The sequence below is a fragment of the Polyangium fumosum genome, from assembly GCF_005144585.1.
GTDB lineage: Bacteria > Myxococcota_A > Polyangia > Polyangiales > Polyangiaceae > Polyangium > Polyangium fumosum.
The window spans coordinates 18,410-43,550 of sequence record NZ_SSMQ01000029.1 but is presented as its reverse complement, the minus strand read 5'-3'; the positions used below and the strand labels follow the sequence as shown (position 1 = coordinate 43,550).

Here is a 25,141-nt window from a genome sequence, read left to right as displayed (position 1 = left end):
ATGGCAAAGGTCTCGCTCGGAACGCTGGGGACCACCGCGATGAGCATCGTGGACCGCCTGCGCGATCTCGCTGCCGGAGCCCGGCTCGACTTCACCTTCGCCTGGGAAGGCGCTCCTGGCCCGAACCCGTGGGACCATCTCCCGGTCGTACGCTTCGCGGCCCGCGAGGCCATCTCGACCCTTTACCGCTACGACATCACCGTCCTGCTCCGCGGCCCGGGGCTCGGCGACCCAGAGGAGCTGCTCGGGGCCCGCGCCTGCCTCCGGATTGCCTCCCTCACCGATCCCGGCTTCCGCATCGTTCACGGCATCATCACCGAGGCTCAGGAGCTGGCCCTTGCCCCCGAGGGCATGCTCTATCGCGTCACCCTCGAGCCTCCGCTCGCCCTCGCGCAGCGCCGCACGCGCTCGCGCATCTTCCTCGACAAGACCCTCCGCCAGATCATCGATGCCGTCCTGGCGCCGATCTTCACCCGCGCCGACGGGGCAGCCGCCCACGGCGACGAGCATCATCCCCTCGGATTCACCCCTGCGGCTGCGCGCTTTTGCTACCGCATCACAGATGTCAGCCGCCTCGATAACCCGGCCGCCCGACCATACTGCGTCCAGTACAACGAAAGCGACCACGCGTTCCTCTCACGTATCCTCGAAGACGAGGGCATCGCCTACCACTTCGAGCACGGCTCGGATATGTGCCTCCTCGTCCTCTCGGACGCGGACGAGGGCAAGACCTGGCTCGCCCCCTTCCGCTCCCTCGGCCCCGGTGTCCACGGTCGCGACATCACCGCAATCACGCTCGGTGCACGCCTGCGCGAGAAAGCTGTGCGACTCCTCGATTACGACTGGCGGAAGCCCAACATTGCCCTCCATGCCGAGGCCGGCACACGTGCTGACCTCTTCGAGGATCAGTTCCCAGGCGCCTTCCAGGACAAGCCCGCGCTCGGCGCGCCTCTTGCCCGTGCACGCCTCGATCGCCACGCCGTCGAGGCGTCATACGCAACTGGCTCGGGGGGAGTCCGCGTCCTGTCCGCCGGCACGGTTTTTCATCTCGACCATGACGGCACCCATCATGATGGCGAGTACCTTGTCACGCGCCTTGAGCTCGAGGCCGAGCAGGCCGGCGTGGTGTCGCTCCCTTCCGGCGACAAGCCAGAACCCTTCAAGTCGCGGTTCGAGTGCGTGCGCCGTGGGCGGGGTTCTCGGTCTTCTCCCTCGCGCTTCCGGCCCGCCCGTACCGTGCAGAAGCCCCGCATCGTGGGTTCACAGACGGCCTTCGTGACGGCTGAGCCATCGACCAAAGGTGCGGAGATACACGTCGGGGGACCACCGGGCGCCGAGATCGGCTGCGTACGCCTGCGCTTCCATTGGGACCATGATCCGGAGCGTCACGATGCAGAGCCGACGTCATGCTGGGTCCGCGTCAGCCACGCCTTTGCAGGCGCAGGTCGGGGCGCGTTGTTCCATCCGCGCGTCGATGACGAAGTGGTCGTCGAGTTTCTTGATGGCGACCCCGATCGACCCATCGTGACCGGCTGCGTCTACAACGGCCAGAACCTCCCCCCGGCGCCAGCCAGCGGGTCACCGACCGTGAGTACAATGAAGTCCTTCTCCACACCGGGTGCTGGTGTGGTCAACGAGTTTGCCTTCGACGATGCGAAGGGACGCGAGCGGGTCGTGCTGAATGCCGGCCGCGACTTCTGCGCGACCGTCGGCCATGACAGGGCCGAGAAGGTCACGAACGACAGCAATTCGCGGGTTGGTGTGAACCGGAGCGAGCGTACGGGCTCGAACCGGAGCACAGATGTCGGTGGGGACAACGCGGAGCATGTCGCGGGGAACGAGAGCATCGCGGTCGACGGGAACCAAAACACAACCATCGGGTCGAATCGTTCCGCGAGGGTCGGTGCGGACGACAGCCTCAGCGTCGCCGCCAACAGAACCGCCATGGTCGGTGCGAGCGATGCTCTCAACGTCGCGGCGGCCCAGCGCATTCAGGTAGGCGCCGATCAGACAGTAGATGTCGGCGGGAGCCGCGCGGAGACCGTCGCAGGCAGTGCGAATCTCGTTGTCGCGGGCAGCCGTTCCATTGCCGTCGCAGGTAGCGACGAGCAGAGCATTGCAGGTAGCCGGACGGTTGCCATCGGAGGCAGCGTGCTCGAGGCCATCGGGGCCGCGTTCCTGCGCAGCATCGCAGCCAGCGCAGAGGGTGCGGTGGGCGCGGATGCCTCGCTGGCAACTGGCGGCGGGGTCAACGTCCAAGCCGGAGGGAGCGTGGTTGTCGTCGCGCAGGGAGAGGCGGCCATCCAGGCGCCCCTCATCAACCTGACGGCCGACGGGGAGATCGTGCTCAGCGCGGGCGGCAGCGCGATCAAGATCGGCGCCGGTGGTGTCGAGATCATGGGCCCCTCCGTGTCGGTTGCCGGAGGCACGGTCAATGTGGCTGGGGGACTGGTCAAGCTCAACTGAAGGGAGGACCCATGGATCCGGTATCCGCTGCGGCGCATCGTTTCGTCTCGGAGATAGCTGAATTCTTATGCGCCGAACGGGTGTGGAGCCTTCGGATCGTGGCGGAGCCAGACCGATACCGGGAGGTCATCAAGGCGCTCCGGCTGCTCGAGCACGCGCCCGACAACCGGCGCCCGTTCTTTCTCTTCGACGAGCCCTTCGAGGACGCACATCGCTACTTCACCGCGCTCACGCAGACGATCACCACGCAATACGAGCAGCTCCGCGGGGGCATAGGTACCGAGGGCATCGAGCTGCCCCGCCTCGGGCCCTTGCCGCCCGGAGATGCGTCCCACCGTGCTGCCGTTGCAGTGACCCGTGTGGCGGAATTCTTAGCGCCCCATCTCGACGGCGTGCTCGTGGGTTTCCTGCCCCGACATGTGTCTGATGGGCCAGGGTTTCTCGCAGCCGTACAGGCATGGCTGCGGCTGCCTTTCCCGCCCGGCGTGCGGTGTGCCGTGCTCGATGAGTCTCGGTCCGTGAAGAACCTCGACGCCGAGGCGCGGTTTATTGTCCCCGAGGGTTCGTTGTTCGGATTCATGAACGCGCTGCCGGCAGAAGCAGCGATGCAGCCTCTCCGCGCCGCGCTCCTCGCCGCGGCGCAGGCATCGGCAACCGGGGAGCCCCAGGCGGCGACGGGAGCGTACGAGGACGCGGTCGAGCTTTGCCGCGGGCGTGGGCTCGCGCGGGAGCTTGGAGGGGTGTTGATGGCGCTCGGGGCCGCCGCGCTCGCCAGAGGGGCCCAAGAGGATGCTCGGCGGCGGTTCACGGAGGCCGCGGTCCATGCAGAGCGTGCTGGGCTCCCCGCCCAGGCGGCGGCGGCGTGGATGGCTGTTGGGTCGCTCGCGGCGGCCGTCGGCCTGCAGGAGGTGGCGGACAAGGCGCTCGAGGCCGCCCGCGCCGCGGCCGAGCGCGGGGGGATCGCATCGCTACGGGAGCACGTCGAGCGATTGCACAGTTGATCGCGCGTCCTGACGCCAGCCTGGCGAGTGGACGACCCCGGTTCTCACGACATCTACGTGTACGGAGGGCCGCGTGATCCACGCGGGTGGGCACATGGGGGCAAAAGCTGAGGGTGAGCCGTTGATGTTCCGCTGGTCCTTGCTGCCCGGGTTCGAGCTGGTCGTCTTCAGCCTCGGCGGCCGGGTCGACGCCTTCTACACCTGCTGCGGGCCCGTCCCGCGAACGGTGGGGAATCGCGTTCGCACACCGCGAGGGTCGAGGGGCGACCCCGACGGGGCTGGGCGCGCCACCATGCTTGGCTAACGTCGCTCCCGAACGACTTGTCGTGCGAGGGAACGGCTAGCTCCCCGAGAGGTTGTCTGCTTGGACTCTGGAAAGTTGTGCTTGCGTTTCAGCGTCGTCGATGAACGCGTCGTGTAGGGGTGTGTGACCATGGTGTCGGCCGCAGGCTTAAAATAGCGGGGCGTGGTCTTGTCTCCGGTACACCACGCGTCGGGTTGCCTTGCCGAGGACATAACCATGGTAAGGGTCCACAAGGCTGACAGCCCAGTGCAATGGGACTTGGTACCCCCAGTCAAGCGCCTGTCTATGCTCATAAGGGAGCGCAGATCGCGGGAACTGGAATCGTAACACACCGCTGTCGTCGTTCGTGGTTGGAACAACTATCCGCGTTTCTGTGCCGATTTCTACCCGGGATTCGTCGATCAATCGACACTTTAGGAGCATTGGGACCCCCGTTCGCCGGGCCGCAACCACCTCAACGTCTGCTGCATAGCCACGTGCATGGGGACGAATAGATAGCGCGCCCCGGCCGATCGGCGCGTGCGCGTGGCTGAGCAGCATTGGGAAATCGCCGCTCAGGTTCCTACAGTCAGGGTGAGCATCGTTTGGCCACCGTGAAAGGAGATGCGCTCTCGCAAGGTAGAAGGCTTCGGAATCAGAAACCCATCGATGATTTTTGCTGCGAAGCGAACCCTTGCCTCGATGAAGGGCCTCGAGCAGTGCCCAGGTGAAGTGGCCCATGCGAATGCTCCCGCCTTCTGCCGAGAGTTCGTCGGACCTCGCTGCACAGAGCACGCGGGTGCCAGGCAATGCTGCCGCCAGGACCTCAGCCCATGATTCCTGAAGGTCTCCTACCCCCCCTACTTCGACCAACCCGCCATACGCTCCGGAGTGGCATGCATCCAGGATGACGAGCCTCGCGCGCGCCGGCAGGTTCGCGAGCGCGGCATGGAGTTCCCAATACTCCAACATGCCGTCAGCAAGCGCCAGGCCGTCCTCGCTCCCGTGGCCAGAAAAGTAGAAGAGCAAGTAGTCGGTGCCGCGTTGGGCGTAGGCTTGGAGGACACGGAGCACGTTCCCGCGCGTTGCTCGCGCCCCGAGCAAGAGCTTCGAGTTCTCCTCGTCGGCTGGTCCTAGCGCCCCTGTGAAGGTACGAAAAATCGCCTGCGCATCGGACTCGGCGAACGAAAGGGGCGTCTGCCCAATCGAGTTATTTACGCCGCACACGACGGCGCGATACATGAAGGCCCTGTTCTGCACGATCCCTCCCGTCGTCGCGGTTGAGAGGGAACAAATGAGCACTGCCTGTCCGCCTGTCAAGGGCGGCAGGTGGAAGCGTACCGCGAGCGTCAGCGCCGCCCGCTCAGGGGCAGGGTATCCTCGAGCAGCACGCGCTCTTCTCCCGCGTCGTGCGGGGTGAGGTCGCGTTCATCGAGTTCGTGCAGGAGTGGAAGGTCTGGTACGCGGAGTACGCCGCGTGGTGCGACCGCGTCTCCGCGACGCGTTTCGGCACGCCGCGTGAACCCACGCGGAAACGGGCTACTTGCGTTCTTTTAGCTCCGCGGGCCGTTCTATTGCGAGCGGATTTCGTCACAACGTGATGACGCTCCACCGATAAGTTCGTCCTCCGCAAACATTCGTCACGCCGCGGGATAAGAACAATGAGGAGAACTCCTCATCATCGTTGAAACGTCTCCGCGCCTGCGTGGCGCGCGTTCTGCGCGCCACGGGGCAAGGGCCTCCGTGTGCGCGCTCCATGGAGGACCCCGTGACGACCACGATTCCGAAGAACATTCGCCAGGAGTTCGAGAAGAAGATCCGGCGCGGCATCTTCAACCCCGTCGCGCGCTTCCTGCACCAGAACATCCGCGAGGAGCGGATGCAGGAAGCCCTCGGCTTCACCTGGGCGCTCTACAAGCGGCACGCCGAGGTGGGCGCCATCCTCGACGACGCCCTGCTCGTTCACGCCTGCCGTCTACGCGCCATCGACCTGAGCCGTCATCTCGCCTCCGGCGATCGGACCCAGCGGCTCAAGGACGTCTTCGACCAGCGCAACTACAACCGCCGCCGCGTCGAGGTCCTGGGCCTCGACGAGTACGTCGCGGAGTTCGAGGACAACCCGCAGATCGACAACCAGGAGTCGAACGCGGATGTCGGCAGGGCGCGGCCCCGCAGCCTGAACCCGACGGGCCGGATCATCAGCGCCATCAGCTTGAACGAATGGCTGGAGACGCTGGCTCCGCGGGACCGCCAGCTAATCGAGCTGCGCGCCGCCGGGCACGACCTCGACGAGATCGGGACCGCGCTCGGCATGGGCAGGGTCGCCGTCTGCCGCAGGGTCAAGGAGATCGGCGAGTTCCTGGCCGAGCACGCCGGCATGCCGGACGCTGTCCATCGCAGGCAGCTCAAGCGCGCGAAGGCGAGTGAGGAGCCGGCACCGGAGAGCGGCATCCGGGCGAAGGTGACGAGGGGCAGGCCCAAGAAGTCGGTGGCCTCCCCGGCGTGGCACAAGCCGTCCCGGCGGGTGCGGCGCGCGGCGTGATGCCGCAGAGAACGGGTTCGGCCCGTTCTCTTTTTTACTTCCGCGTTTGGTACAGCCCGTGCATGAGGCTCGGTCGCGAGATAGCTACGGACGTATGAGCACGCGGGCCACGCGCGAGTCCGACGCGACGATTCGAGGAACTACCGGGCGGTGGACCGCTGTGGTCGCGGGGTGGACCGGAACTACGGGGTGCGCACGCCCCAGCGTTTATGCTTCAATCCCGCGTTTTTTATCTAGTGTATTGCACTGGCTCGTTGTAAATTGGTCGAAACTACCGTGCAGCGACCGTGCGGCGGTGAGCATCCGCGGAACTACGGCTAACGCTCCGCCTCGGAGGCGAGGTGCCCATGTTTATTCATTGGAAGACGACCCCCATTTCGGCTCGGTCATATGCCGATCCGTATTGCATTCATGCCGGCCCTGGCCGGTCGACCCTGACGCCGATGCTGAAGCAGTCCTACCGGGATGCCGGCAAGCCCAGGAACCGCACCCTGTGGCGCCCTTCGCGAGGCATCCGCACCTGCTGCATCGCGGACGTTCACGACCCGATCGCGCGCGTCGCTTGGTGGCAGGCTTTCGAGCCGGACTTCTTGGAGGTTGTTGGGCTCCTCGACAACGCTGCCGGGCAGCGCCTCCTCAACGAGTATGAATGGATCCGAGCCGAGGTGGCCAAGGTGATCCGGCAGCCGTCCCTCGCCGAGGAAGCCTTGTGGTGGTGCGTGCAGAGCCTTCCCAAAGATTTGCGCCCGGGAGAAAGCCTCCAGCAGCGACACGCCCGGCTTGTCGATGAGGCCCGACGGAGTGTGGAGGACAGACTCCGGCCCGCGTGGGAGCGTGAACGTCGATACTGGCAAGAAAAGGCTGAAGCGGCACGACGTGAACCGCCCCGGGAGCGCCCGGAAGGTGGTGGCCCAACTCCGGGCCCGCAGAAAGCAGCCGATCCGACCCCGTGGTTCATCCGGGAGCTCGGGCTGACATGGCCGTGTACCGAGGCGGAGGTGAAAGCGGCCTGGCGCCGAGGGGCAAAGATTCATCACCCCGATCAGGGCGGGTCGAGTGAGAGCTTTATCGCCTTCAAGAAAGCCTACGAGCATGCCGTCGAGTTCTTGCGAGGGCAGGCGGCTGCATAGCCTGGCCGGCTCACCCGCGGCGACGCCATCGCGCTACCACAGCGCGTTCGGCCACAAGAACCAGCCCCCCTCGTCGACTGCTCCGGTTGCAAGTCCTCGAGCAAGATCAGGAACCAGGCGCCAAGCCGGATCAACCGCTCCCCTCGATGGCCTGACCAGGATGCGTCGGTCGAGATGGTCACTGGCGGCGCTTCGTATTGCGAATGTCGGTTGTTCTACCGAAGAAGGGCCCGTCGGCGATGACCACGGACCCCAGGCTACGCCGCTCTCAAGGCTCATCAGCGAGGTCCGGGCGTTGCTCGGCCGCTCGTCGACAAAGTCGCGACGTCGCGACTTTCTAGGCGGTGGATCTACCTGAGACTTTCGCCGATCTGTCGCTGGCTCTGCGACGGGCCTTTGGCCCGTCGCACCACAAGGCCCTCGGCCCGGTCCAGGCGGCCCCCAACCACTTCGAGTGCCAGGAGGACGACGGCGGGTGCTGTCGGGGCTCCAGAGCCAACCGCTCCGAGGAACCATCTCCATACGCGGCCCGTGTCGATCCCAAGCCCCCGGAGAGCGAAACCCTGGTTATCCAGCCATTTCGCGATCAGGATGGGCCCTGAGCTTCGGGCCGGATCGGAACGTCCGTGTGCCTGTTACCGATGGAGTCATAGTGACGAGGGCAGAACAAGTCCAAAGATGGGAGCGTCCCACGGCGGCTTCTACACCTGAAAGGTCTTACGATTCGCGAGGTTAAGTGCACTTTGGCGCGGGTTGCAAGTGGGAGGGGGGTTGAACGCCACCCCCAGCTTTCTCCATCGCGGCGGTGGGGTCCCGGTGCCGGCGGCAAGCGACGGCGTCGCCGAGCGCAGCCTCGGCCACGTGTCGCATGGCTACTCACCCAGGGGCTTGAGCGGGCTCACCGTGCGAAGGCGCCCTCCGCGCGCATCTGCCTGAAGTGCCACTCCAGCGCCTCGTCTGTGCGCTCTTCGGCTTGGCGCTGCTGGGCATGCCGCTCGTCGTGCGCGTGGCGGCGGGCGTAGACGGGGCCTAGGGCAGTCTGGACCGGGTGCGGGTGAGGTGGCGGTGAGCCCGTGGTCGGATGGTTCACGGGGTCGTTCGCAGGGAGGGGCGCTGCTGGGTCGGGAGGCCGGATGGGACGAAAGGGAGGATTGGGACCTGGATCGGGGGTCAACGCTTTATGAGAGGTTGTAAAAGCGTCGTTACCGTTTCTTCGTCCCTCATCATCCCTATCCTCCCTGGACCCAAACTCCGTACCCTGCATCACCATCGGCGACACAGGGGCCCCTGCCAGGCCCACACCGACCCACAACTTCACGCCCGACTTCCGGTCCTTGAACCCCCGCTCTCGCAGCGCCATCCCGAACAACCGATGTCCCATCGGCCGCTCGCCGTTGGTCTCGCACCACTTCGTGTACGCGCCGTAAAGGTCCTGCGCCTTCGCCTCGACCTTGGGACCGACGATGCAGCAGTCGGCGAAGAACTCGCCCAGGGTATCCATCTCCTCGCGGTACGCTTCGGTCGCGGCCTTGACCTCTTCTGGCTCCCCGAGGCCGTCCTTCTGCCACGCGAGGCATCCGCGCACGGCCCAGGCCAGAATGCCGGGCAGCTCGGCCTGGAGCTTCTTGACGAGGTTCTTGTCCCGCGCGTGCTCGGGGATGGTCACGCAGAAAGGGACGAGGCGGATGCGCCTCCAGATCCCATGATCCGTCCCTCGTACCTTGGGCTTGTGGTTCGCGGCGACGAAGAGCTTGTGGGTCGGCTGGAACTCGAAGAAGTCTTTGCGCATGAATCGCGCCTTGATTCGATCGCCGCCCGTGAGCTGCTTGATCTGCACCTCCGACCAACTGCGCCCCGCCTCGACCTCGGTGCTCACCGCGACGCGGCGCCCGAAGAGGTCTGCAACCTCGGTCGGATGAGCTTCTCCCTTCTTCGTCAACAAGAGCTCCGGCGCGGCCTGCGTGGCGTACTCACCGAGCAGCGACTGCAAGATGAGCAAGAACGTCGACTTCCCGTTCGCACCCGTGCCGTAGAGGAAAACGAGCACCTGCTCGGAGACCTCGCCGGTGAGCGAGTAGCCGAAGAGGCGCTGCACGAAGTCGATCAAGTTCTTGTTCTTGTCGAAGATGCAGTCGAGGAATGCCTCCCACAGCGGGCATGTTGCCGCGGAGTCGTACGTGATCGGCGTGAGCTTGGTGATCCTATCCTCGCGCCGGTGCGGTCGTAGTTGTCCCGTCCGCAGATCGAGCGTCCCATTGTCGACATTGAGCAGCCACGGATCCGTGTCGAGCATCTCCGGCAAGACGGGCACCATGGACCGGGCCAGCTTCTCGATCGCCATCACCCGCTCGACCTTCTCGCTCCGCTTGGCATGCGCAACGAGCGCATGTCGCTCCTCGAAGTTCTCGCAGTCGCCGGCTTCCTTGTAGATGCTGCGCACCGCCATCTTCGCGTACTCGACGACCTCCCCGGAGTTGCCCGTCGCCCACCGCTTGTCATCCCACGACATCCATGTGCCGCTCGCGAAGCAGTACCCGATGTCCGTGCCGCGCAGCGCGTACAAGCGCTCGGCGTTGCCCATGTCCGTCAACGGAAACTTTTGAGCCTCGACATTCGCGGACACATCTCGGGCGGGGTTGTTATTGTTGCTACCCAGCGAGGCATTGAACTCCGGCGTCCGGATCATGTGCTGCCAGATCTTCGCCGCCCGAAGCTCGGCCCGCGCCTGCTCCAAAGCCTCGAGAGGTAGGGCGTCCAGCACTTCTTGCTGTTGACGGTCGCAGCAGTGCGAGTGCTTGCAGTGGAACCAGCCTACTTCGTCGCCCGGCCTCGCAGAGAACAAGATGGTCGACGAGTCGAACCGGCTGCCCGTCGTGTGCTGATCCTCCCACGGGCACTGCACCTTCGCCTTGCCTTCTTCCATCTCCGGACCGAGCCAGCCCGCGTGACGGAACGCGCGCTTGAGCAGCCCACCCGCGGGCCCGACGTCGCCGACCGCAGGGGTATACACGCCCGTTTTCGGGGACCGCTGCTTCCTGGCAGGCATGGCAGCGAGGGCTTCTTGTTCGGCAAGCGCCGGGTCGAAGCCAGTCGCCTCCAAGAACGCGTTCAGGTCGAGGGCCTCGCCGGGCACGCAAATGGTCTCCGGCGCCGGGTCGGTCTCGGTCCTGCGCGCGGCGGGGAACCAGGGCTGCCCCAGCCGATCGGTCGCGTGATCGAAGCCGTACCCGATGGGTTGGGCTTGTAGATCATGGACGAGCTCGGCCGCCGCGGAGAACCAGCCCACGCAGTGTCGGTAGATCGCCCTCCATTCGGTCTTGGTTCCCTGCCACGGCTCGGACAGCGGGATGTGCAGGTGCCACTTCGGCTTCTCGGGCTTGTGGCTGGACGAGCGCTGCACGATGTAGGAGAGGCCGGCGGCATCCAGGACCTCGCGCAGCACAAGCCAGTCTCCGGCCCCATCGCAGTCGTGCGTGAGCTGGGTGATCGCCACAATGTCGGCGTCACGGCAGCCACCGTTGGACGAGAGGGCCGGCGTAAACCAGAGCCCCTCGCCCTTGTCGACCACCCGCTCGGCATTGTCGGACATCATCCCGGCGAAGTTCTGCCAGGTGCCCCATGCTGCTTTGCCGTCGGTGGTGTCAAACTTGCCATCGCCCCAGAGCGTCGCATTCGTGATGCCATCCCACGGCTCGGCGCACTGCTTGAGGATGAGAGCCCGCTCGGCCCGAGAGAGCCCGGCGGCATGCCCATGCGCTTTGCTACCAATGACCGGCAGCATCTCCGCGGTGGGCGCGGAGGTGTTCTCGTTGCCGGCGGTTGATTCACCCGGCGTCGCGTTCACGGCCTCAGTCTGCTCGCACGACGACGCACTGGCATCAGGCAGGGCCGGCTGACCCTTGGTCTCCAGCGTCTTTTCTGCTACATAATTCATGTTCGTACCTCATGACGGCTCCCTCCTCTTGCCGGCGGTGGGGGCCGTTGTCTTTCCTAGATTGTTGCTCAGGCGCGCAATATCCTTTCGGCTCGCGCGCCGCCCTACCGCTGCTTCGAGGGAAGCCGCTCGATCCCACGCCGCACGTGCTCCGCGGCCGGCCCGAGGTCCACGAAATGGCTCACGCAACGCTCGCTCGAGCCCGGGGCCGACTTCTTCTTCGTCTTGTCGCACAAGACGACTTCTTGCCCATCGGTCCAGATGGCCACATTCACGAGTTCGTGAAGCTCGGGGAACCCGTGGCCCCGCTGCACGTAGCGCAAGGCCCCGACCATCGTCCGCACTCGGATGCCCGCCTTCAAGATCTCCCGCGCGAGCCGCAGCGCGAGCAGATCTCGGGCTGTGAACCGACGCGGCGAGCCGCGCCCCTGACCTCCTCCGGCGCTGGGCTTGAGGAGCCCGCTGCGGAGAATCTCGTCCAGCTTCTTATAACGCAACCCGGAGACCCGGACCGCGTCGCCTGCCGTATAGGTAATATCCATGCTGTGGGTATTCCATCACGGGGCATCGCAGAAAGGGAACCCCACCCCCTTCTGCAGGTCTTCATGGCACAACAAGGACTTGTACCGATCACGCAAAAGCCTTCGTTTCAAGCCGAAAGAAGAACGCGCGCGACAAGTGCTCTGTGACGCAAGCGACTACTTGTTCTTCTGAAATAATTACGTTCCCGGACAAACTATCAACGACAGATGTCGTGCTCTCGGCTCCCGGAATTCCAAACTCCCGGAGAAGGGCGCCTGGTGACCTGGCCAAGATGACAAGCTTGTAGTATCCTTGCCGCTTACCGAGGTGACGGTGATGGAAGAACAGATTCTGCCGCAGGAAGCCCAGCCCGGCGCGCATGGCGAGCACGAGGAGTTCGTCGACGGGCCCGACGAGGGGGATGTCTGGCGGCTCGTCGACGACGACTACTACCGCGTAGCTGAAGCTGAGCCCGATGAGGACCCCGAAGACGTCGACCCGGTCAAGTCGGCGCTCCTCTGGCAGTACAGCATTGCGAAGCTCAGCCGACAGACCGTGGGTGTGACGCCCGAGCAGTTCGCGGCGATCCGGCGCCGAACGGCGGCGCGGCGCGCCGAAATGGCTCGCGCGGAGCGGATGAAGGCGCGAAACGACGCTGCCCGCAACGCACGCCCTGAGACCACCACGAGCGCTCGCCCTCGTACGCCCAAGGCGCGCCGCCCCTCGACGCGCGTGAACGCGTCGACCGCTTCGCCGCAGCCATCACCACCAGAACCAGACCCAGCCCCCGCCGTCGCCGCAATCACCTCGGCCCCTGCGACGGCCACCCCCCACGCCTCCAGGCCCACACGATCGGCACGTGCGGTCTCCGACAAACCGCTCGCCCCACACCTGCGCCCGTTTGCCCACGCGCTCGCGGACCTTTTGCTGGCCGATCTGTTGAAGTACCCTCCGGAGAAGTCATGAAGCTCTACGGCTGCCGCATCGACTTTTACGCCCGCAGCTCGAGGGAAGAGCCTCATACGGCCTCCGTCGAGGTCCAGCGCCACGAGATGGCGCGCTACAACCTCGCGCAGGGCCGGGCCCTCGCGCCTGAGAACATGTTCTACAACGTCAGTAACTCGCACTCCTCACTGCCGGAGGAACCGTGAAACTGTTTGGTCTGCGCTGCGCCCTGTACGCCCGCCGCAGCAAAGAAGAACACCAGGCCGCATCGATCGACGTGCAGACCGGGGAGGGCTCACGCTACATCGCCGACGAGGGCGGCGAGCTCGCCCCGGAGCACATCTTCGTCGACGCCGATCACGGCCGCGCTGAGTTCAAGAAGCGGCCCGGACTCATCGCCATGCTCAACGCCGCCGAACGCCGCGCGTTCGATGTAGTTGTGGTGCGCGACGAATCCCGCCTCGGCGGCGACACGAACCGCACCTCGCTGTTCATCCAGGACCTGCTCGATGCTGGCGTCCGGCTCTTCTATTACTTCACGGACGAGGAGGTGACGATCGACGGTGCCGTCGACAAGTTCATGATCAATGTCCGGAACTTCGCCTCCGAGCTCGAGCGGGAAAAGATCAGCCAGCGGACCCACGAGCACCTGATGACGAAGGCGCGAAAAGGTCTCAACGTCGGCGGCCGCGTCTTCGGGTACGACAACGTCGAGGTGAAGGACGGCGATCGACGCGCGCGGGTCGAGTACCGGATCAACGAGAAGGAAGCGGAGATTGTCCGCGAGATCTTCCGTCGTTACGCCGCTGGAGAGGGCCTCCGGACCCTCGCGAAGGACCTCAACGCGCGAGGCGTCGAGCCGCCGAAGGCTGGGAGACGTGGCACCGGCTCGTGGGCATTCACGTCCATCCGCGAGATGCTCCGGCGGGAGCGCTACCGGGGCCTGCTCGTCTGGGGGAAGTCGGAGAAGACGTACAAGGGCGGCACCAAAGTCCGCGTCCCGCGCTCCAAAGAAGACTGGGTGACGATTGAAGTGCCCGAGCTGCGCATCATCGACGACGAAATCTGGACCGCTGTGCAGGCGCGGCACGAAGGCCGGAAACGCACGACGGGCTCGACGGCCTACGGGCCACGCCCGCGGTACTTCCTGTCTGGCATCGCGCGCTGCGCCGAGTGCGGAGGGCCGATGAAGGCGAACAACGGCCGCGTCAGCTACGAGACCGTGAAGGTATACGCCTGCGCCTGGCATCGTGATCGGGGCGAGGCCGTCTGCTCGAACGGCCTGCGCCGGCCTGTCGAGGCCGTCGACCGCGCCGTGACCGATTGGCTGCGGGAGAACGTCCTCCGCGAGGAGGTCATCGCCGAGGCCCTACGCGAGCTGCGGCGCCGCCTCGCCGAGCGCGCCAAGACCACCGACAGCGAGGTGCCCGAGCTCGAGGCCCAGGTACGCGTCGTGAAGGCCGAGGTCGAGCGGCTGGGCGCGGCTCTGCTTGCTACCGACGAGAAGCCGACGATCGTGATGAAGATGATCGCCGAGCGGGAGAAGCGCCTCACCGACCTCGAAGCCCGCCTGGCGACCATCAGGACCGCACCGTCCGTGCTTGACCTCGAAGTCAGGCGAATCGAGAAGGAGGCCTACCGTCGGCTCGAGGACCTGCGCGCGCTCCTCGCGCGTCACCCCGACGACGCCCGCAAGGCCCTGGGAACGCTGCTCAAGACCCCGCTGCGGTTCACCCCCGTCGAGCTGCCGGAGGGGAAGCGCTACCAGATCGAGGGCCAGGTTGGGCTCGAGGCGATGCTCGCCGTGGAGGGTGGTGAGGGCAGTGCGGCCAGGTGCACTACCGATGGCGTCCCCAGCGGGATTCGAACCCGCGTAACAGCCTTGAAAGGGCTGGGTCCTGGGCCGGGCTAGACGATGGGGACGGGTGCTTCCGGTGAAGCGGGCGCGAACCCTAGCCCCCGCCGAGCCCGAACGCAAGAGCATTCCGCTCCCCGTTGTTCACTATTCTGTGTCGTGAACCACAGCTCCCCCATGACCCCCAGCCCTCCCCCGGGCACCTCGTATCCCTCCTCGCATGTCGGCCAGCCGAGCGCATCCCACCTTGCGCACGTCGCCAGCGCAGACGCGGTCATCCTCCTTCGCCGCCCGCCCGCCCCTCGCTGCGACGCGCCCTCACGACGACACGCCACTCAGATCACGGCAGCCTGCCGAAGCAACGCAACCAGCGCATCGGCATCGTCGCGCAGCCAAAACCCGAAGGCGAGGTGCTCGCCTGACGTGATTTCGATGTCGACCTCGGCTCCGAACGGCAAGAATTCGAGTTCGATCTTCGTGAGATCGATATTCGCGATCCTGAGTGCTCCCTCGGACACGAGCTGCATCAATCGTCGTGTCGCGGCGACGCGCGCTCGAACCCATAGATAGCCCAACCCGAGAACGGCCACGCACCCACAACACCAGATGAACGCCATGAGAAACCATCGGAGCGCGGGCGTGTAGGTGAGCATCACGTACATCGAGATGAAAGCGACGATGCCAGCGACGATGCCATAAAGCGACCAGACGCGGCTCCGCGCACGTGCCATCAACGAGTCGAGTTCTGTCGTCCCAGACACGGTAGAACCGTACCGGAGGCATGTGAGCCTGCGCAAGAGCGCCCGCAGGGGGTTGTCGCCGCGCCCTTCTTCCCAAGCCTCCTCCACACCTGCGTCCATCCTCCGACGGGCGCGAGCGTTGCGCGAGACAGGCTCTTGCCAGGACCCCGTGCCCGTGCGGGTCGACCTCGTCCTTCGCTGCGGGCGTCGTCGCTCGTCGGTCGGTCGAGGTCGAAGGAGCGACGGCACTGCCTCGCGCCTCCGGAGACACGATCCCGTGGCCCCGCGGCGTCGGCGTCGTGCCCCACCCCCCTCGGGACCGTGTTCCAGAAAGCTCGCCTCGAAGCCCGAAGGGCACGATCTCGAGTCTCCAGAGACACGGCCTCGTCCCTTCGGCGCGCTCCCTCGTGTCCCCGTTCACCTGTCCTCGCCTGCGCCCCCCCACGCTCCCGTGTCCGACCTAGCTCGACGTCGTTGGGGATCGTGACAGGGACCAGGCGTCCGCGAGAGGGGCTCGTCGGGGGTATGGGACGGGCCACGCTTTCGTATCCATGGCGCTCGTGCCGGTCGTGACGCTCGTGCGTGACGAACACCTTGCGTGCTCTTCGGGGACCTTCGCGCGTCGCAGGCGAGGAGCGCACGCTCACCCAGCACGGGGAGATGCTGAGGTTCGTCACGAGAAGCTGACTTGTATGGCGGGATTTTGTAGGATCCGCCACGCTGCCATGACCACGAAAAAGAACAACGACGTACCTGATCAGACGAGCACGGAGCCGATGCCTCCGGGCGCGCCTGCAGCGCCTCCCCTCTCGTTTGGGGTCCAGCTCGTCTTCTTCACCCGCGACGGGGTCGAACGCGCGCAGCTCGCCCCAGGCAAGCCCCTGGTGGTGGGCCGAGGCCAGGAGGCGAACTTGCCCATCTACGAGGCCCAGCTCTCGTACACGCATGCGAAGTTCACGCTCCACGAGGATGGCGTGCTGGTCGAGGACCTCGAATCCAGAAACGGCGTCTGGCATGCGGGGCAGCAGGTCCCGAGCGCGAAGCTCGTGCCGGGCGACGAGATTTACCTGGCCACGGTCATCGTGCGGGTCTTCGCCCTCGGCATGATCGCCGAGCCGAACCTGGTCGAAGAGCCGACCTTCCGACGCCAGCTCGAGGAGGAACTGAGGCGAACTCGGTTCTCGGGCCGGTCCCTTGGGGTCCTCGCGGTGAGCCCGGGAGAGAAGGAGGCGGCCGAGGGGTCGAGGGGGACGTGGGTGACACGTCTCGAACAGCATCTTCGGGAGAGGATTCATCGAATCTATCTTTACGTGCCGAACATCGCGCTGATCCTGCTCCCGGAGATCGACGCGGCCGAGGCGCAGAGGGTCGCGCGAAGCATCGCCGCCGGGGCCCCGCCGGCCATCGGTCCCCGCTGCGTGGGGATGGCACTTCATCCAGGCGACGCGAGCAAGGCCGACAAGCTCATCGAGGTGGCGCGCCAGAACCTGAGACGGGCGCGCCCAGGGGAGCCCGCGCTGGGGACGCAGGCAGGGAGTGACGGCGGCGAAGGCGATGAGCCCCCGATCTTCGGCGAGAAGATGGGGGAGGCGCTACATATCATCAAGCAGGCGAGCAGGGCGCGTGTCCCCGTGCTGCTCCTCGGCGAGACCGGCACGGGCAAGGAGGTGCTGGCCAAACGCCTTCATGACAGCGGGCCGCGGTCAAAGAAGCCGTTTATCGCCATCAATTGCGGCGCGCTCCCGGGCACACTCATCACGAGCGAGCTGTTTGGCCACGTGAAGGGAGCCTTCACAGGCGCCGACAAGGACACGAAGGGCGCTTTCAGGGACGTCGATGGAGGGACGCTGTTCCTCGACGAGATCGGCGATCTGGCGCCGGACGCGCAGAAGGCGCTGCTCCGGGTGCTCCAAGAGGGAGTCGTCACCCCCGTGGGCTCGACGAACTCACACCACGTCGACGTGCGAATCGTCGCGGCTACGCACAAGAACCTCCAGGCTATGATCGAGGACGGTAGCTTCCGCCGGGACCTCTACCACCGGCTGAACACGGCGGTGGTGGAAATCCCGCCGCTGCGCGAGCGGCAGGACGAGATCGAGCCGCTCGCCCAGCGCTTCCTAACGAAGGCCAACCGGGAGAATGGCCGGAGCATCCAGGGTTTTTCCCCCGAGGCGAAGGCACGGCTCTTCGCCTACAACTGGTTGGGCAACGTGCGGGAATTGAAGAGCGCCGTGGATTGGGCGGTCATCATAGCCGAGGCAGACCTGATCCAGCCCGAGGACCTGCCGAAGGCCGTACGCTTGGCGCAGCCCGAGCCGGCGACGCCATCGGTCGGCGGGTTGAAGGCGGAGACGGAGCAACTGACGCAGCAGTTCGGGACGCAGCGCATCCTGGCGGTGTTGCAGGAGACGAACTGGAACCGGCGCAAGGCGGCAGAGAAGCTTGGGATCCCCTACCCGACGCTGCTGCGTCGTATGAGGGAGTACGGCATCAAGCCCCCCAAGCTGGAGGACAGTTGATCAGGTTTGACAAACCCCTTGATCAATCCTGATCAACTCGACCCACCCCCTTCAGGACCTCCCCCGCGTTTTTCCGGGAAATCCGCAGCGGGGGAGGCGGCACGCGCGGTGCATATCGCCCTGGGCATGAGCGCGAGCGACGTATCGACGACCCTGCCGCTGGAGCTTGGGGACACGACAGGGCCTGACTCCACGCGCACCTGGCCTCCTACCATGAGCGAACCGTCTTTGAAAGCGCCCCCTCCCCCTCCCTTCTTTGGCCCCTATCAGACGACCGGCACGACGCTCGGCAAGGGCGGTATGGGCGTGGTGTACGAGGCCGCGCACGTCCATACCGGCGAGCTCGTGGCCATCAAGACGTTGCACGGGCAGGCGGCGTCCTCCCAGGACCTCGACGCCATCCGCCACGAGATTCGCGCGCTGCGGCGGCTGCGCCACCCGGGGATCGTGCCCGTCGTCGACCATGGGGACCAGGACGGGGTGCCGTGGATGGCCATGCAACGCCTCCGCGGGCGCACCCTGCATGACCATCTTCACGCACTCTGGACAACCACCGGGGTCTCGCCCGCGCTGGTCCACCTGCTCACGCTGGTCCGTCGCCTCTGCGCGCCGCTCGCTTACCTGCACGGCGAGGGCCTGGTGCATCGCGATCTGAAGCCCGGGAACGTCTTCCTCCAAGACGACGATCGCCCGGTGCTCGTCGACCTCGGGATTGCCACGCGTTTCGGCGGCGCCGCCGGCCGGGAGGAGCTCGATATCGGGACGTGGGCAGGCACCTTCGCGTACATGGCGCCTGAGCAGCTCCGAGGCGAGCTCGTCGACGCGCGCGCGGACCTCTATGCGCTTGGCTGCATCCTGCACGAGTGCGTGACGGGCAAACCTCCTTTCGTAGGGCCTACGAGCGTCGTCTGCGCTCAGCACCTCTACCTCCCGCCGAGCCCGCCCTCGCACCAAAATTCGGACCTTCCCCAGGAACTCGACACGCTCATCCTCCGGCTCCTCGCAAAGGCCCCCGAGGACCGGCTGGGCTACGCCGTCGATGTCGGCGCGGCGCTGGTCGCCCTGGGCGCCAAGGCAGAGCCCGAGCCGCCGTCGCAGCCCTACCTGTATCGGCCGCCGTTTGAAGGCCACAAAGAGGCCAAGGCCGCGCTGGAGAAGGCGGTGTACGGCGTGGCGCACGAGAGGCGCGGCGGTTTTTGGCTCGTTCGTGGCGAGAGCGGCATGGGAAAGACCCGGCTGGTCATGGAGCTCGGTCCCATGGTCAACCGGTTGCGCAATGACCCCGCCCTCACGATGAACGTGCTCACGGCCACGTGCCCCTCCCCCGGCGCGGACGCGGCCCCGCTCTCGCCCCTTCGTCCCTGGCTGCGCGCCGCGGCCGATCTCGTGAGGCACTCCCGGGAGGGGGCGGATCACGTCTTTGGACCCCGCGGCCGTATCCTTGCGCGTTACGAGCCGGCGCTGCTCGATATGCCGGGCCAGGACGAACAACCGGAGCCCCCTGCCCTGGCGCCGAAGGAGGCGCGTGCACGGGTGGTCCACTCCATGCTCGAGGTGCTCCGGGCGCTCGCCGCGCAAGGGCCGGTCCTCTTCGTGCTCGACGATCTGCAATGGGCCGACGACCTGACGCTCGACGTGCTCAAAGCCTTCGCAAACGCCGATCTCGGCCAGCACGGGATCCTCCTCGTGGCCACTTACCGCAGCGAGGAAGAGAGCCCCGCGATCCGCGCGCTGGCAAACCTGACGCATGTTTCGACCCTCGCGCTCGAGCGGCTCGACACCGGGAGCGTGGTCCAGATCGTGGCCGGGATGCTCGCGCAACGCGAGCCGCCCCGCGCCGTGCTCGACGCGCTCGTGCACCAGGCGAACGGCAATCCGTTTTTCGTTTCGCAGTATCTCCACGCCGCCCTGGAGAGGGGCATTTTGCGGCGGGATCTCGACGGCCGATTTTGCTTCGACGCCCATCGCGCCGGCGCGGCCATCGCCTCGCTGCCGCTGCCGGAGACGGTGGAGGAGCTGATCACGGCCCGCCTCGACAGGCTGAACGCCGAGGGGCAGGCGCTCGCGCAATGGGCGGCGGTGCTGGGGGAGGATCTCGACGAGGCGCTCCTTCTCGATGGCGCCAAGGACAAGGCCGCTGCCACCGCGGCGTTCGATATGCTGCTGGCGCGGAGGATCCTGGAGGTAACCGAGACCAGCCGGCTGCGCTTCTCCCACGACAAGCTTCGCGAGATCGCTTATGCGCGGATCGATTTGCAGGCGCGGGCCGCGTGGCACCTGCGCGCGGGGGAGGCGCTCGCGGCGCGGTTCGGGAGAGCAAAGGAGAAGGCGGCGACACTCGGGCACCACTTCGATCGCGCGGGGATGTACGAGAAGGCCACCAAGTACTTTGCCAGGGCCGCGGTGTGCGCCCCGGATGTCAACAGCGCCCTTCCCCTCTACGAGGCGGCTCTTGCCACGCTGCGGGAGACGGCGAGCACGGAGGCCAGGCGGGCCGAAATGGCCCGTCTCCACGAGCGGCGAGGTGATGCGCTGACGCTTCTTGGGGAGTACGAAGACGCGAGGGCGGCGTACACCGCCGCGCTGGAGGCGAACCAGGAGGCGCGGCCTGTCGACCGAACCAGGCGGCTGCGAAAGCGCGGTACGGCCTGGCAACGAAGCAATGCATTTGCCAAAGCGCTCGTGCAGTACGACGAGGCAGAGGCTGCGCTTGGGGAGGGGCCGCGGTCGAAGGCGTGGTGGAACGAATGGCTGAGGATCCGACTGGAGCAGATTTCGACCCATTACCGACTGGCCAACGTGCAGGAGACGGCCCGGCTCCTCGCCGAGATCGAGCCAGTGATGGAAGTCTGGGAAACAGCCAAGGTGCGCGTGCATTACTTCGCTGCGCTGACGCAGCACAACCTTCGGCTGGAGCGGTACGCGTGCTCCGCCGAGACGTCACATTATGCACGAAAATGCGTGGCGGTCGCACGAAGGGCTGGCAACGCGAACGAGTTGCTCGATGCGCGGTTCAACCTCGCCCTCATCCACTGGATGGGCGGCAGGCATGCGAAGGCCGAGCGCGAGCTGATCGATACACTCTCCGAGGCCAAAAACAATTACGTTCGTGACCTCCTGACGCGCTGCTCGATCTACCTCGCGACGGTGACGAGGGCCCAGGGCCGTGTCGAACAAACGGAGAAGCGCGCGCAGGAGAGCCTCCTGCTGTCCCAAGAAGAGAGCGCACAGACGTACGTCGGGTTCGCGCAGGGAAACCTGGCATGGGTCGCCCTCCAGCGCGACAATGGCGCGGAGGCCGAACGGCTGGCGCAGGAGGCGCTCGCACGATGGGGATCGCCCAGCGCGTTCCCCTTCCAGTGGGTGGCCAGAATGCCGCTGTGCGCTGTGCTGTTCGAGCGGGGTGATTTGGTGGGAGCCATCGAGCAGGTCAACGCCGTGCTCGCACCGAATACGCAACAACGACTGCCGCAGCGCCTCGCGCTCGCGCTCGCGCAGGCGGTCGATTCTTTCGCCACGGGCCAGACAGCCCAGGCACGGCGCGAGCTGCGCAAAGCGCTTCGCCTCGCCATGCAGCGCGGCTACGTGTGACCTGACAGCAAGTCAGGCCTGACGACAAGGACTTTGGCGGGCGCCGCGAACGGCCGCACGGCACCCGTCTGCCCGGAGGTTGCGGCCACGGACGCCGGACGTGCGTCCATTGCATGCAGAAAGAAAGAGAACCATCATGATTCAGCAAACGACGTACAACGATGACCGCAGGGGATTGCTCTTCACCATCAACCAGGAGTCGAGCCCGGTCTACCAGCTCGAGTCCCAGGCCTGGGCCCGGCCGGAGAACCGATGGGACGCGGAGAATATCCCGCAATCGATCCGCGACAAGGTGGCCCAGCTCGAGCAGACCGGCAAGCCGGGCGCCTTCGTGCGGTTCATGCAGGGCGAGACCGGGGTGTACGTGCTCTGCGAGAAGAACATCCGCACCCTGCCCGAGCGCGCCGACGACGAGATCCAGGCCGATCTGCCCAACGAGGGCGAAGGGCCCACGCTCTCGCCCTACGACATCGTGATCCACGCCAAAGGGGGCACGATTCCATTGGAGAACGGCGAGAGGATCGAGACCACGGAGGGCTCGTATTACGTCATCCCCTGCCAGAGCTGGGGCCGCTTCATCCTCGAACAGCACCTCCGGCCCGGCCACGTCGAGACGACCAAGGAGTTCCTGCTGCTGCTCGATAGCTTGCATGGGCAAAACTTCCTCGCGATGAGCCCGGACAAGCCCATCGAGATCTATATGCCCGAGATGGAGGAGCCGATCCCCGCCATCATTCCGATCACCTGCTACGTCCTCAACCTCGCTCACTTCAAGCGCTGATCGCGAGCCCCACCATGTCGTCCCACCACGATTCCCCCGGCGCGGATCGGCCTTCGAGCCCCGCGCCGGCGGTCCCCAAGCAATTCATGGCCGGCACCCATCGCACCATCTCCCCCGAGGAGACCGTCGCGCGGGTGCGGCCCTTCCTGCCCATCCTGGGCATCACCCGCATCGCCGACGTCACCGGCCTCGATAACATCGGCGTGCCGGTGGTGATGGTCATACGCCCGAATTCGCGCTCGATCTCCGTTTCGCCTGGCAAGGGCCTCACCCTTGACGCCGCGCGCGCCTCGGGCGTGATGGAGTCGATCGAGCACTGGCACGCCGAGCGTATCCTGCAGCCGCTCAAGCTGGGCAGCGTCAACGAGATGCGCTTCGGCCACTGCCTGCTCGACGTAGGGGGCTTGCCGCGCCTCTCCGTCCAGAGGTTCCACGACAACCTGTGCTTGCACTGGGTGCTCGGAGAAAACCTGGTCGGCAGTGCGCCCACCTGGGTCCCGTTCGAGGTCGTTCACACCAATTATTCGTTGCCCCTAATCGCGGCCAGCGGCGCATTCGTGATGAGCTCGAACGGCCTCGCTTCCGGCAATCACCCGCTGGAGGCGCTGAGCCACGCCATTTGCGAGCTCGTCGAGCGTGACGCCGCCACGCTTTGGCACCTCTCGGGAAAGGAGATGAAGCGGCGTACCCGGCTCGACCTCTCCACGGTGGACGATCTGGGCTGCAGGGAGGTCCTCGGTCGTATCGAGCGCGCCGACGTCCTCGCGGGTGTCTGGGATTTGACCTCGGACATCGGAATCCCGACCTATTGCTGCACCCTCGTCGACCGCGAGCCGAACCCTGCGCGCCCCATCGCGCCCATGATCGGCTTTGGCTGCCACCCCGCCCGCGGGATCGCGCTGCTGCGTGCGATCACCGAGGCGGCCCAATGCCGGCTCACCGTGATCACAGGCGCGCGCGACGACGTCCGCGCCCGTGGCAACGGACCCGAGGAGGACCTCTGCGCGGCCCAGCGCTTTGTCAGCGAGCACGGCGCGGAGCCGGCCGAGCGAGCATTCTCGGACGCCCCGGATCACGCAGGCGTTACCCTCGACGACGACGTGGCCTGGGAAGTGGACCGCCTGCGCGCGGCGGGCCTGCATGAGATCGTCGCCGTTGATCTCACCCGGCCCGAGCTGCGGATCCCCGTGGTCCGTGTGGTGATCCCCGGCCTCGAGCCTCTTTACGACATCCCCGGATACATCCCCGGCACCCGCGCGCAGCGGCGCCTCGCGGAGCGAACGTCATGAAGCTCTATATCTTCACCGGGCCGACCCTCTCCGCGGCGGAGGGCAAACAATGGCTCGACGCGACCTTCCTGCCGCCCGCGGCCCAGGGCGACGTGTACCTGGCCGCGCGTGAAAAGCCGGTCGCGATCGGCATCATCGACGGCTATTTCGAGCGCGTCCCGTCGGTGTCGCACAAGGAGATCCTGTGGGCCATGGCGCAAGGGGTGCATGTCCTCGGCGCGGCCAGCATGGGCGCCCTGCGCGCAGCCGAGCTGTCGTTCTTCGGCATGGCGGGCGTGGGCGCGATTTACGAGGCCTACGCGCGCAGCGAACTCGACGCCGATGACGAGGTAGCCGTGGCCCACGCGCTGGCCGAGGACGGGTATCGCCCCCTGAACGAAGCGATGGTGAACATCCGCGCGACGCTCCGCGCGGCCGAGAGGGCGGGTGTGATCCCGACCGAGACACGTGCTCGATTGGAGGCCATCGCGCACGCGACGTTTTATCCGGACCGTTGTTATCCGCTTCTGCTCTGGCAAGCGGCGAACGACGGATTGCCGGTTGAGCACCTGGAGGCATTGAAGGCGTTCTTGCCGAAAGGGCGCGTCGATCGGAAGCGCCTCGATGCAATCGCCCTCTTGCGGGTGATGGGGGAGCGCTTCGCCGGCGAGGCCGCGCCGAAGCAGGTCCGTTACCACTTCAATCCCACCGACGCCTGGGAGTGCATCCGCACGCGCGCGGAGAGCGGTGCCCTCACGGCGGCGGCGACGACAACGACGACCAAGGAGGTTTGACCCATGAAGACCACGGAAACGCATTTCTTGTCCCCGCTCGGCGTCCTCATCCTCGGCTGGCTGCTCGGGCACGCCGAAGGGGGGACGGCGAGCAAGATCGAAACCGGCATCGGCCCGCTCCTCCAACTCTGGCGGAGCACCAAAGCCGAGCGGCTCCAAGTTATCACCGCGGAGATTTCGCTCCTCGTGAAGGCAGGGTTGCTCAAGTCGGTACGGAGAGCCTCTTACCAGCTCACGCCGAATGGCAAGGTCGAGATCCTCAAAGCGCTCCAGCTCTCATCGCTCCCCAAAAGCGCCGACTGGAGGACCCTCAAGATCCGGATCTTCCTCGTCTTCATCGTCATGTTGATGACTGCCCTGTTGAACGGGGTGCAGGCTGCGCCGCCGCCACCGGAAAAGAAGCTGCTGCCCCTGCCCAAGGACGACAGCACCTTCGCGCAGCGCGTGCTTTCGGCCGCGCGGGGGTCGAAGTCCGGGCGGTTCGGCGAGAACAAAGTCTTCGTCTCGCATGTCATCCGGCAACTCGAAGGCGAGGGTTTTGCCATCGGCGATGTGAATGCATTCAAGGAGCGCCTCGTCGCGGCCCATCGCGGCAAGCTCTTGGCGTTGAGCCGCGCCGACCTGGTGCAGGCCATGGCACCGGCGGACGTCGAGGACTCGGAGATCGGCCACCTGAACGGGACGTTCCACTTCGTACGCATCTGAGGCGGACGCTGGGCAGGGCCCCGGGCGACGCACATCGACGCCACGAGAAAGAAAGGATGGGTAAT

At 66.1% G+C, this 25,141-nt stretch carries 17 protein-coding genes, 1 tRNA gene and 1 pseudogene; 13 read left to right on the top strand and 6 right to left on the bottom strand.

Annotated features, from left to right (window positions below; all coding sequences use genetic code 11):
- Window positions 1-2,466 carry a type VI secretion system Vgr family protein gene (locus E8A74_RS25800; protein WP_232379743.1) on the top strand — a complete coding sequence of 822 codons (2,466 nt, stop codon included), beginning with the start codon at window positions 1-3 and terminating at the stop codon, window positions 2,464-2,466.
- An 11-nt stretch (window positions 2,467-2,477) separates the two neighbouring features.
- On the top strand, window positions 2,478-3,467 hold the full coding sequence (locus E8A74_RS25795; RefSeq protein WP_136931732.1) for a hypothetical protein: 990 nt from the start codon (window positions 2,478-2,480) through the stop codon (window positions 3,465-3,467).
- 451 nt (window positions 3,468-3,918) lie between these two features.
- On the opposite strand, the gene E8A74_RS56065 is transcribed toward E8A74_RS25795, so the two are convergent.
- Complete coding sequence (locus E8A74_RS56065) at window positions 3,919-4,992, bottom strand: caspase family protein (RefSeq protein ID WP_420814220.1); 1,074 nt, start codon at window positions 4,990-4,992, stop codon at window positions 3,919-3,921.
- A gap of 526 nt (window positions 4,993-5,518) precedes the next feature.
- On the opposite strand from E8A74_RS56065, the gene E8A74_RS25785 reads away from it, so the two are divergent.
- A complete protein-coding gene (locus E8A74_RS25785; RefSeq protein WP_136931730.1) occupies window positions 5,519-6,292 on the top strand; it encodes a hypothetical protein in 774 nt (257 codons plus the stop codon).
- Window positions 6,293-6,735: 443 nt separating this feature from the next.
- Window positions 6,736-7,422 (top strand): hypothetical protein, encoded by a 687-nt coding sequence (locus tag E8A74_RS25780; RefSeq protein WP_136931729.1) that lies wholly within the window; start codon window positions 6,736-6,738, stop codon window positions 7,420-7,422.
- 898 nt (window positions 7,423-8,320) lie between these two features.
- Here the strand turns inward: E8A74_RS25780 and E8A74_RS25775 are convergent.
- Both E8A74_RS25775 and E8A74_RS25770 read right to left on the bottom strand, forming a co-directional pair.
- Complete coding sequence (locus E8A74_RS25775; RefSeq protein ID WP_136931728.1) at window positions 8,321-11,356, bottom strand: DNA primase family protein; 3,036 nt, start codon at window positions 11,354-11,356, stop codon at window positions 8,321-8,323.
- 104 nt (window positions 11,357-11,460) lie between these two features.
- Window positions 11,461-11,898 carry a MerR family transcriptional regulator gene (locus E8A74_RS25770; protein ID WP_136931727.1) on the bottom strand — a complete coding sequence of 146 codons (438 nt, stop codon included), beginning with the start codon at window positions 11,896-11,898 and terminating at the stop codon, window positions 11,461-11,463.
- A 313-nt stretch (window positions 11,899-12,211) separates the two neighbouring features.
- On the opposite strand from E8A74_RS25770, the gene E8A74_RS25765 reads away from it, so the two are divergent.
- From E8A74_RS25765 to E8A74_RS56060, 3 genes and pseudogenes are all read left to right on the top strand, one after another.
- Window positions 12,212-12,844 (top strand): hypothetical protein, encoded by a 633-nt coding sequence (locus tag E8A74_RS25765; RefSeq protein ID WP_136931726.1) that lies wholly within the window; start codon window positions 12,212-12,214, stop codon window positions 12,842-12,844.
- Window positions 12,841-13,029, top strand: coding sequence for a hypothetical protein (locus tag E8A74_RS25760; protein WP_136931725.1), 189 nt, complete (start codon window positions 12,841-12,843; stop codon window positions 13,027-13,029). Before E8A74_RS25765 ends, E8A74_RS25760 begins: the two co-directional genes overlap by 4 nt.
- Window positions 13,026-14,144 (top strand): annotated as a pseudogene (locus tag E8A74_RS56060) (recombinase family protein); the annotation flags it as partial. The gene E8A74_RS25760 and the pseudogene E8A74_RS56060, both read left to right, overlap by 4 nt.
- A 48-nt stretch (window positions 14,145-14,192) precedes the next feature.
- Here the strand turns inward: E8A74_RS56060 and E8A74_RS25745 are convergent.
- The 3 genes from E8A74_RS25745 to E8A74_RS25735 all read right to left on the bottom strand — a co-directional run bounded on the left by E8A74_RS25745 (window position 14,193) and on the right by E8A74_RS25735 (window position 15,439).
- Complete coding sequence (locus E8A74_RS25745) at window positions 14,193-14,501, bottom strand: hypothetical protein (protein WP_136931724.1); 309 nt, start codon at window positions 14,499-14,501, stop codon at window positions 14,193-14,195.
- A 167-nt stretch (window positions 14,502-14,668) separates the two neighbouring features.
- Window positions 14,669-14,746 (bottom strand) — tRNA-Glu (locus tag E8A74_RS25740).
- 267 nt (window positions 14,747-15,013) lie between these two features.
- Window positions 15,014-15,439, bottom strand: a complete 426-nt coding sequence (locus E8A74_RS25735) for a hypothetical protein (RefSeq protein ID WP_136931723.1) — start codon at window positions 15,437-15,439, stop codon at window positions 15,014-15,016.
- A 704-nt stretch (window positions 15,440-16,143) separates the two neighbouring features.
- Here E8A74_RS25735 and E8A74_RS25730 point away from each other — a divergent pair.
- The 6 genes from E8A74_RS25730 to E8A74_RS25705 all read left to right on the top strand — a co-directional run bounded on the left by E8A74_RS25730 (window position 16,144) and on the right by E8A74_RS25705 (window position 25,076).
- On the top strand, window positions 16,144-17,937 hold the full coding sequence (locus E8A74_RS25730) for a sigma 54-interacting transcriptional regulator (protein WP_170229364.1): 1,794 nt from the start codon (window positions 16,144-16,146) through the stop codon (window positions 17,935-17,937).
- Between the two features lie 213 nt (window positions 17,938-18,150).
- Window positions 18,151-21,528, top strand: coding sequence for a serine/threonine-protein kinase (locus tag E8A74_RS25725; protein ID WP_170229363.1), 3,378 nt, complete (start codon window positions 18,151-18,153; stop codon window positions 21,526-21,528).
- 136 nt (window positions 21,529-21,664) lie between these two features.
- A complete protein-coding gene (locus E8A74_RS25720) occupies window positions 21,665-22,309 on the top strand; it encodes a hypothetical protein (RefSeq protein ID WP_136931720.1) in 645 nt (214 codons plus the stop codon).
- 14 nt (window positions 22,310-22,323) lie between these two features.
- A complete protein-coding gene (locus tag E8A74_RS25715) occupies window positions 22,324-23,598 on the top strand; it encodes a YcaO-like family protein (RefSeq protein WP_136931719.1) in 1,275 nt (424 codons plus the stop codon).
- A complete protein-coding gene (locus tag E8A74_RS25710; RefSeq protein WP_136931718.1) occupies window positions 23,595-24,371 on the top strand; it encodes a TfuA-like protein in 777 nt (258 codons plus the stop codon). The genes E8A74_RS25715 and E8A74_RS25710 overlap by 4 nt, the downstream gene beginning before the upstream one ends.
- Window positions 24,372-24,374: 3 nt before the next feature.
- Window positions 24,375-25,076 (top strand): hypothetical protein, encoded by a 702-nt coding sequence (locus tag E8A74_RS25705; RefSeq protein ID WP_136931717.1) that lies wholly within the window; start codon window positions 24,375-24,377, stop codon window positions 25,074-25,076.
- The last annotated feature ends 65 nt before the right edge of the window (window positions 25,077-25,141 follow it).

Coding starts and splice junctions, on each gene's coding strand:
- E8A74_RS25800 (WP_232379743.1), top strand. CDS start 1: ATGGCAAAGGTCTCGCTCGGAACGCTGGGGACCACCGCGATGAGCATC.
- E8A74_RS25795 (WP_136931732.1), top strand. CDS start 2,478: ATGGATCCGGTATCCGCTGCGGCGCATCGTTTCGTCTCGGAGATAGCT.
- E8A74_RS56065 (WP_420814220.1), bottom strand. CDS start 4,992: ATGTATCGCGCCGTCGTGTGCGGCGTAAATAACTCGATTGGGCAGACG.
- E8A74_RS25780 (WP_136931729.1), top strand. CDS start 6,736: ATGCTGAAGCAGTCCTACCGGGATGCCGGCAAGCCCAGGAACCGCACC.
- E8A74_RS25775 (WP_136931728.1), bottom strand. CDS start 11,356: ATGAATTATGTAGCAGAAAAGACGCTGGAGACCAAGGGTCAGCCGGCC.
- E8A74_RS25770 (WP_136931727.1), bottom strand. CDS start 11,898: ATGGATATTACCTATACGGCAGGCGACGCGGTCCGGGTCTCCGGGTTG.
- E8A74_RS25760 (WP_136931725.1), top strand. CDS start 12,841: ATGAAGCTCTACGGCTGCCGCATCGACTTTTACGCCCGCAGCTCGAGG.
- E8A74_RS25730 (WP_170229364.1), top strand. CDS start 16,144: ATGACCACGAAAAAGAACAACGACGTACCTGATCAGACGAGCACGGAG.
- E8A74_RS25725 (WP_170229363.1), top strand. CDS start 18,151: ATGAGCGAACCGTCTTTGAAAGCGCCCCCTCCCCCTCCCTTCTTTGGC.
- E8A74_RS25720 (WP_136931720.1), top strand. CDS start 21,665: ATGATTCAGCAAACGACGTACAACGATGACCGCAGGGGATTGCTCTTC.
- E8A74_RS25715 (WP_136931719.1), top strand. CDS start 22,324: ATGTCGTCCCACCACGATTCCCCCGGCGCGGATCGGCCTTCGAGCCCC.
- E8A74_RS25710 (WP_136931718.1), top strand. CDS start 23,595: ATGAAGCTCTATATCTTCACCGGGCCGACCCTCTCCGCGGCGGAGGGC.
- E8A74_RS25705 (WP_136931717.1), top strand. CDS start 24,375: ATGAAGACCACGGAAACGCATTTCTTGTCCCCGCTCGGCGTCCTCATC.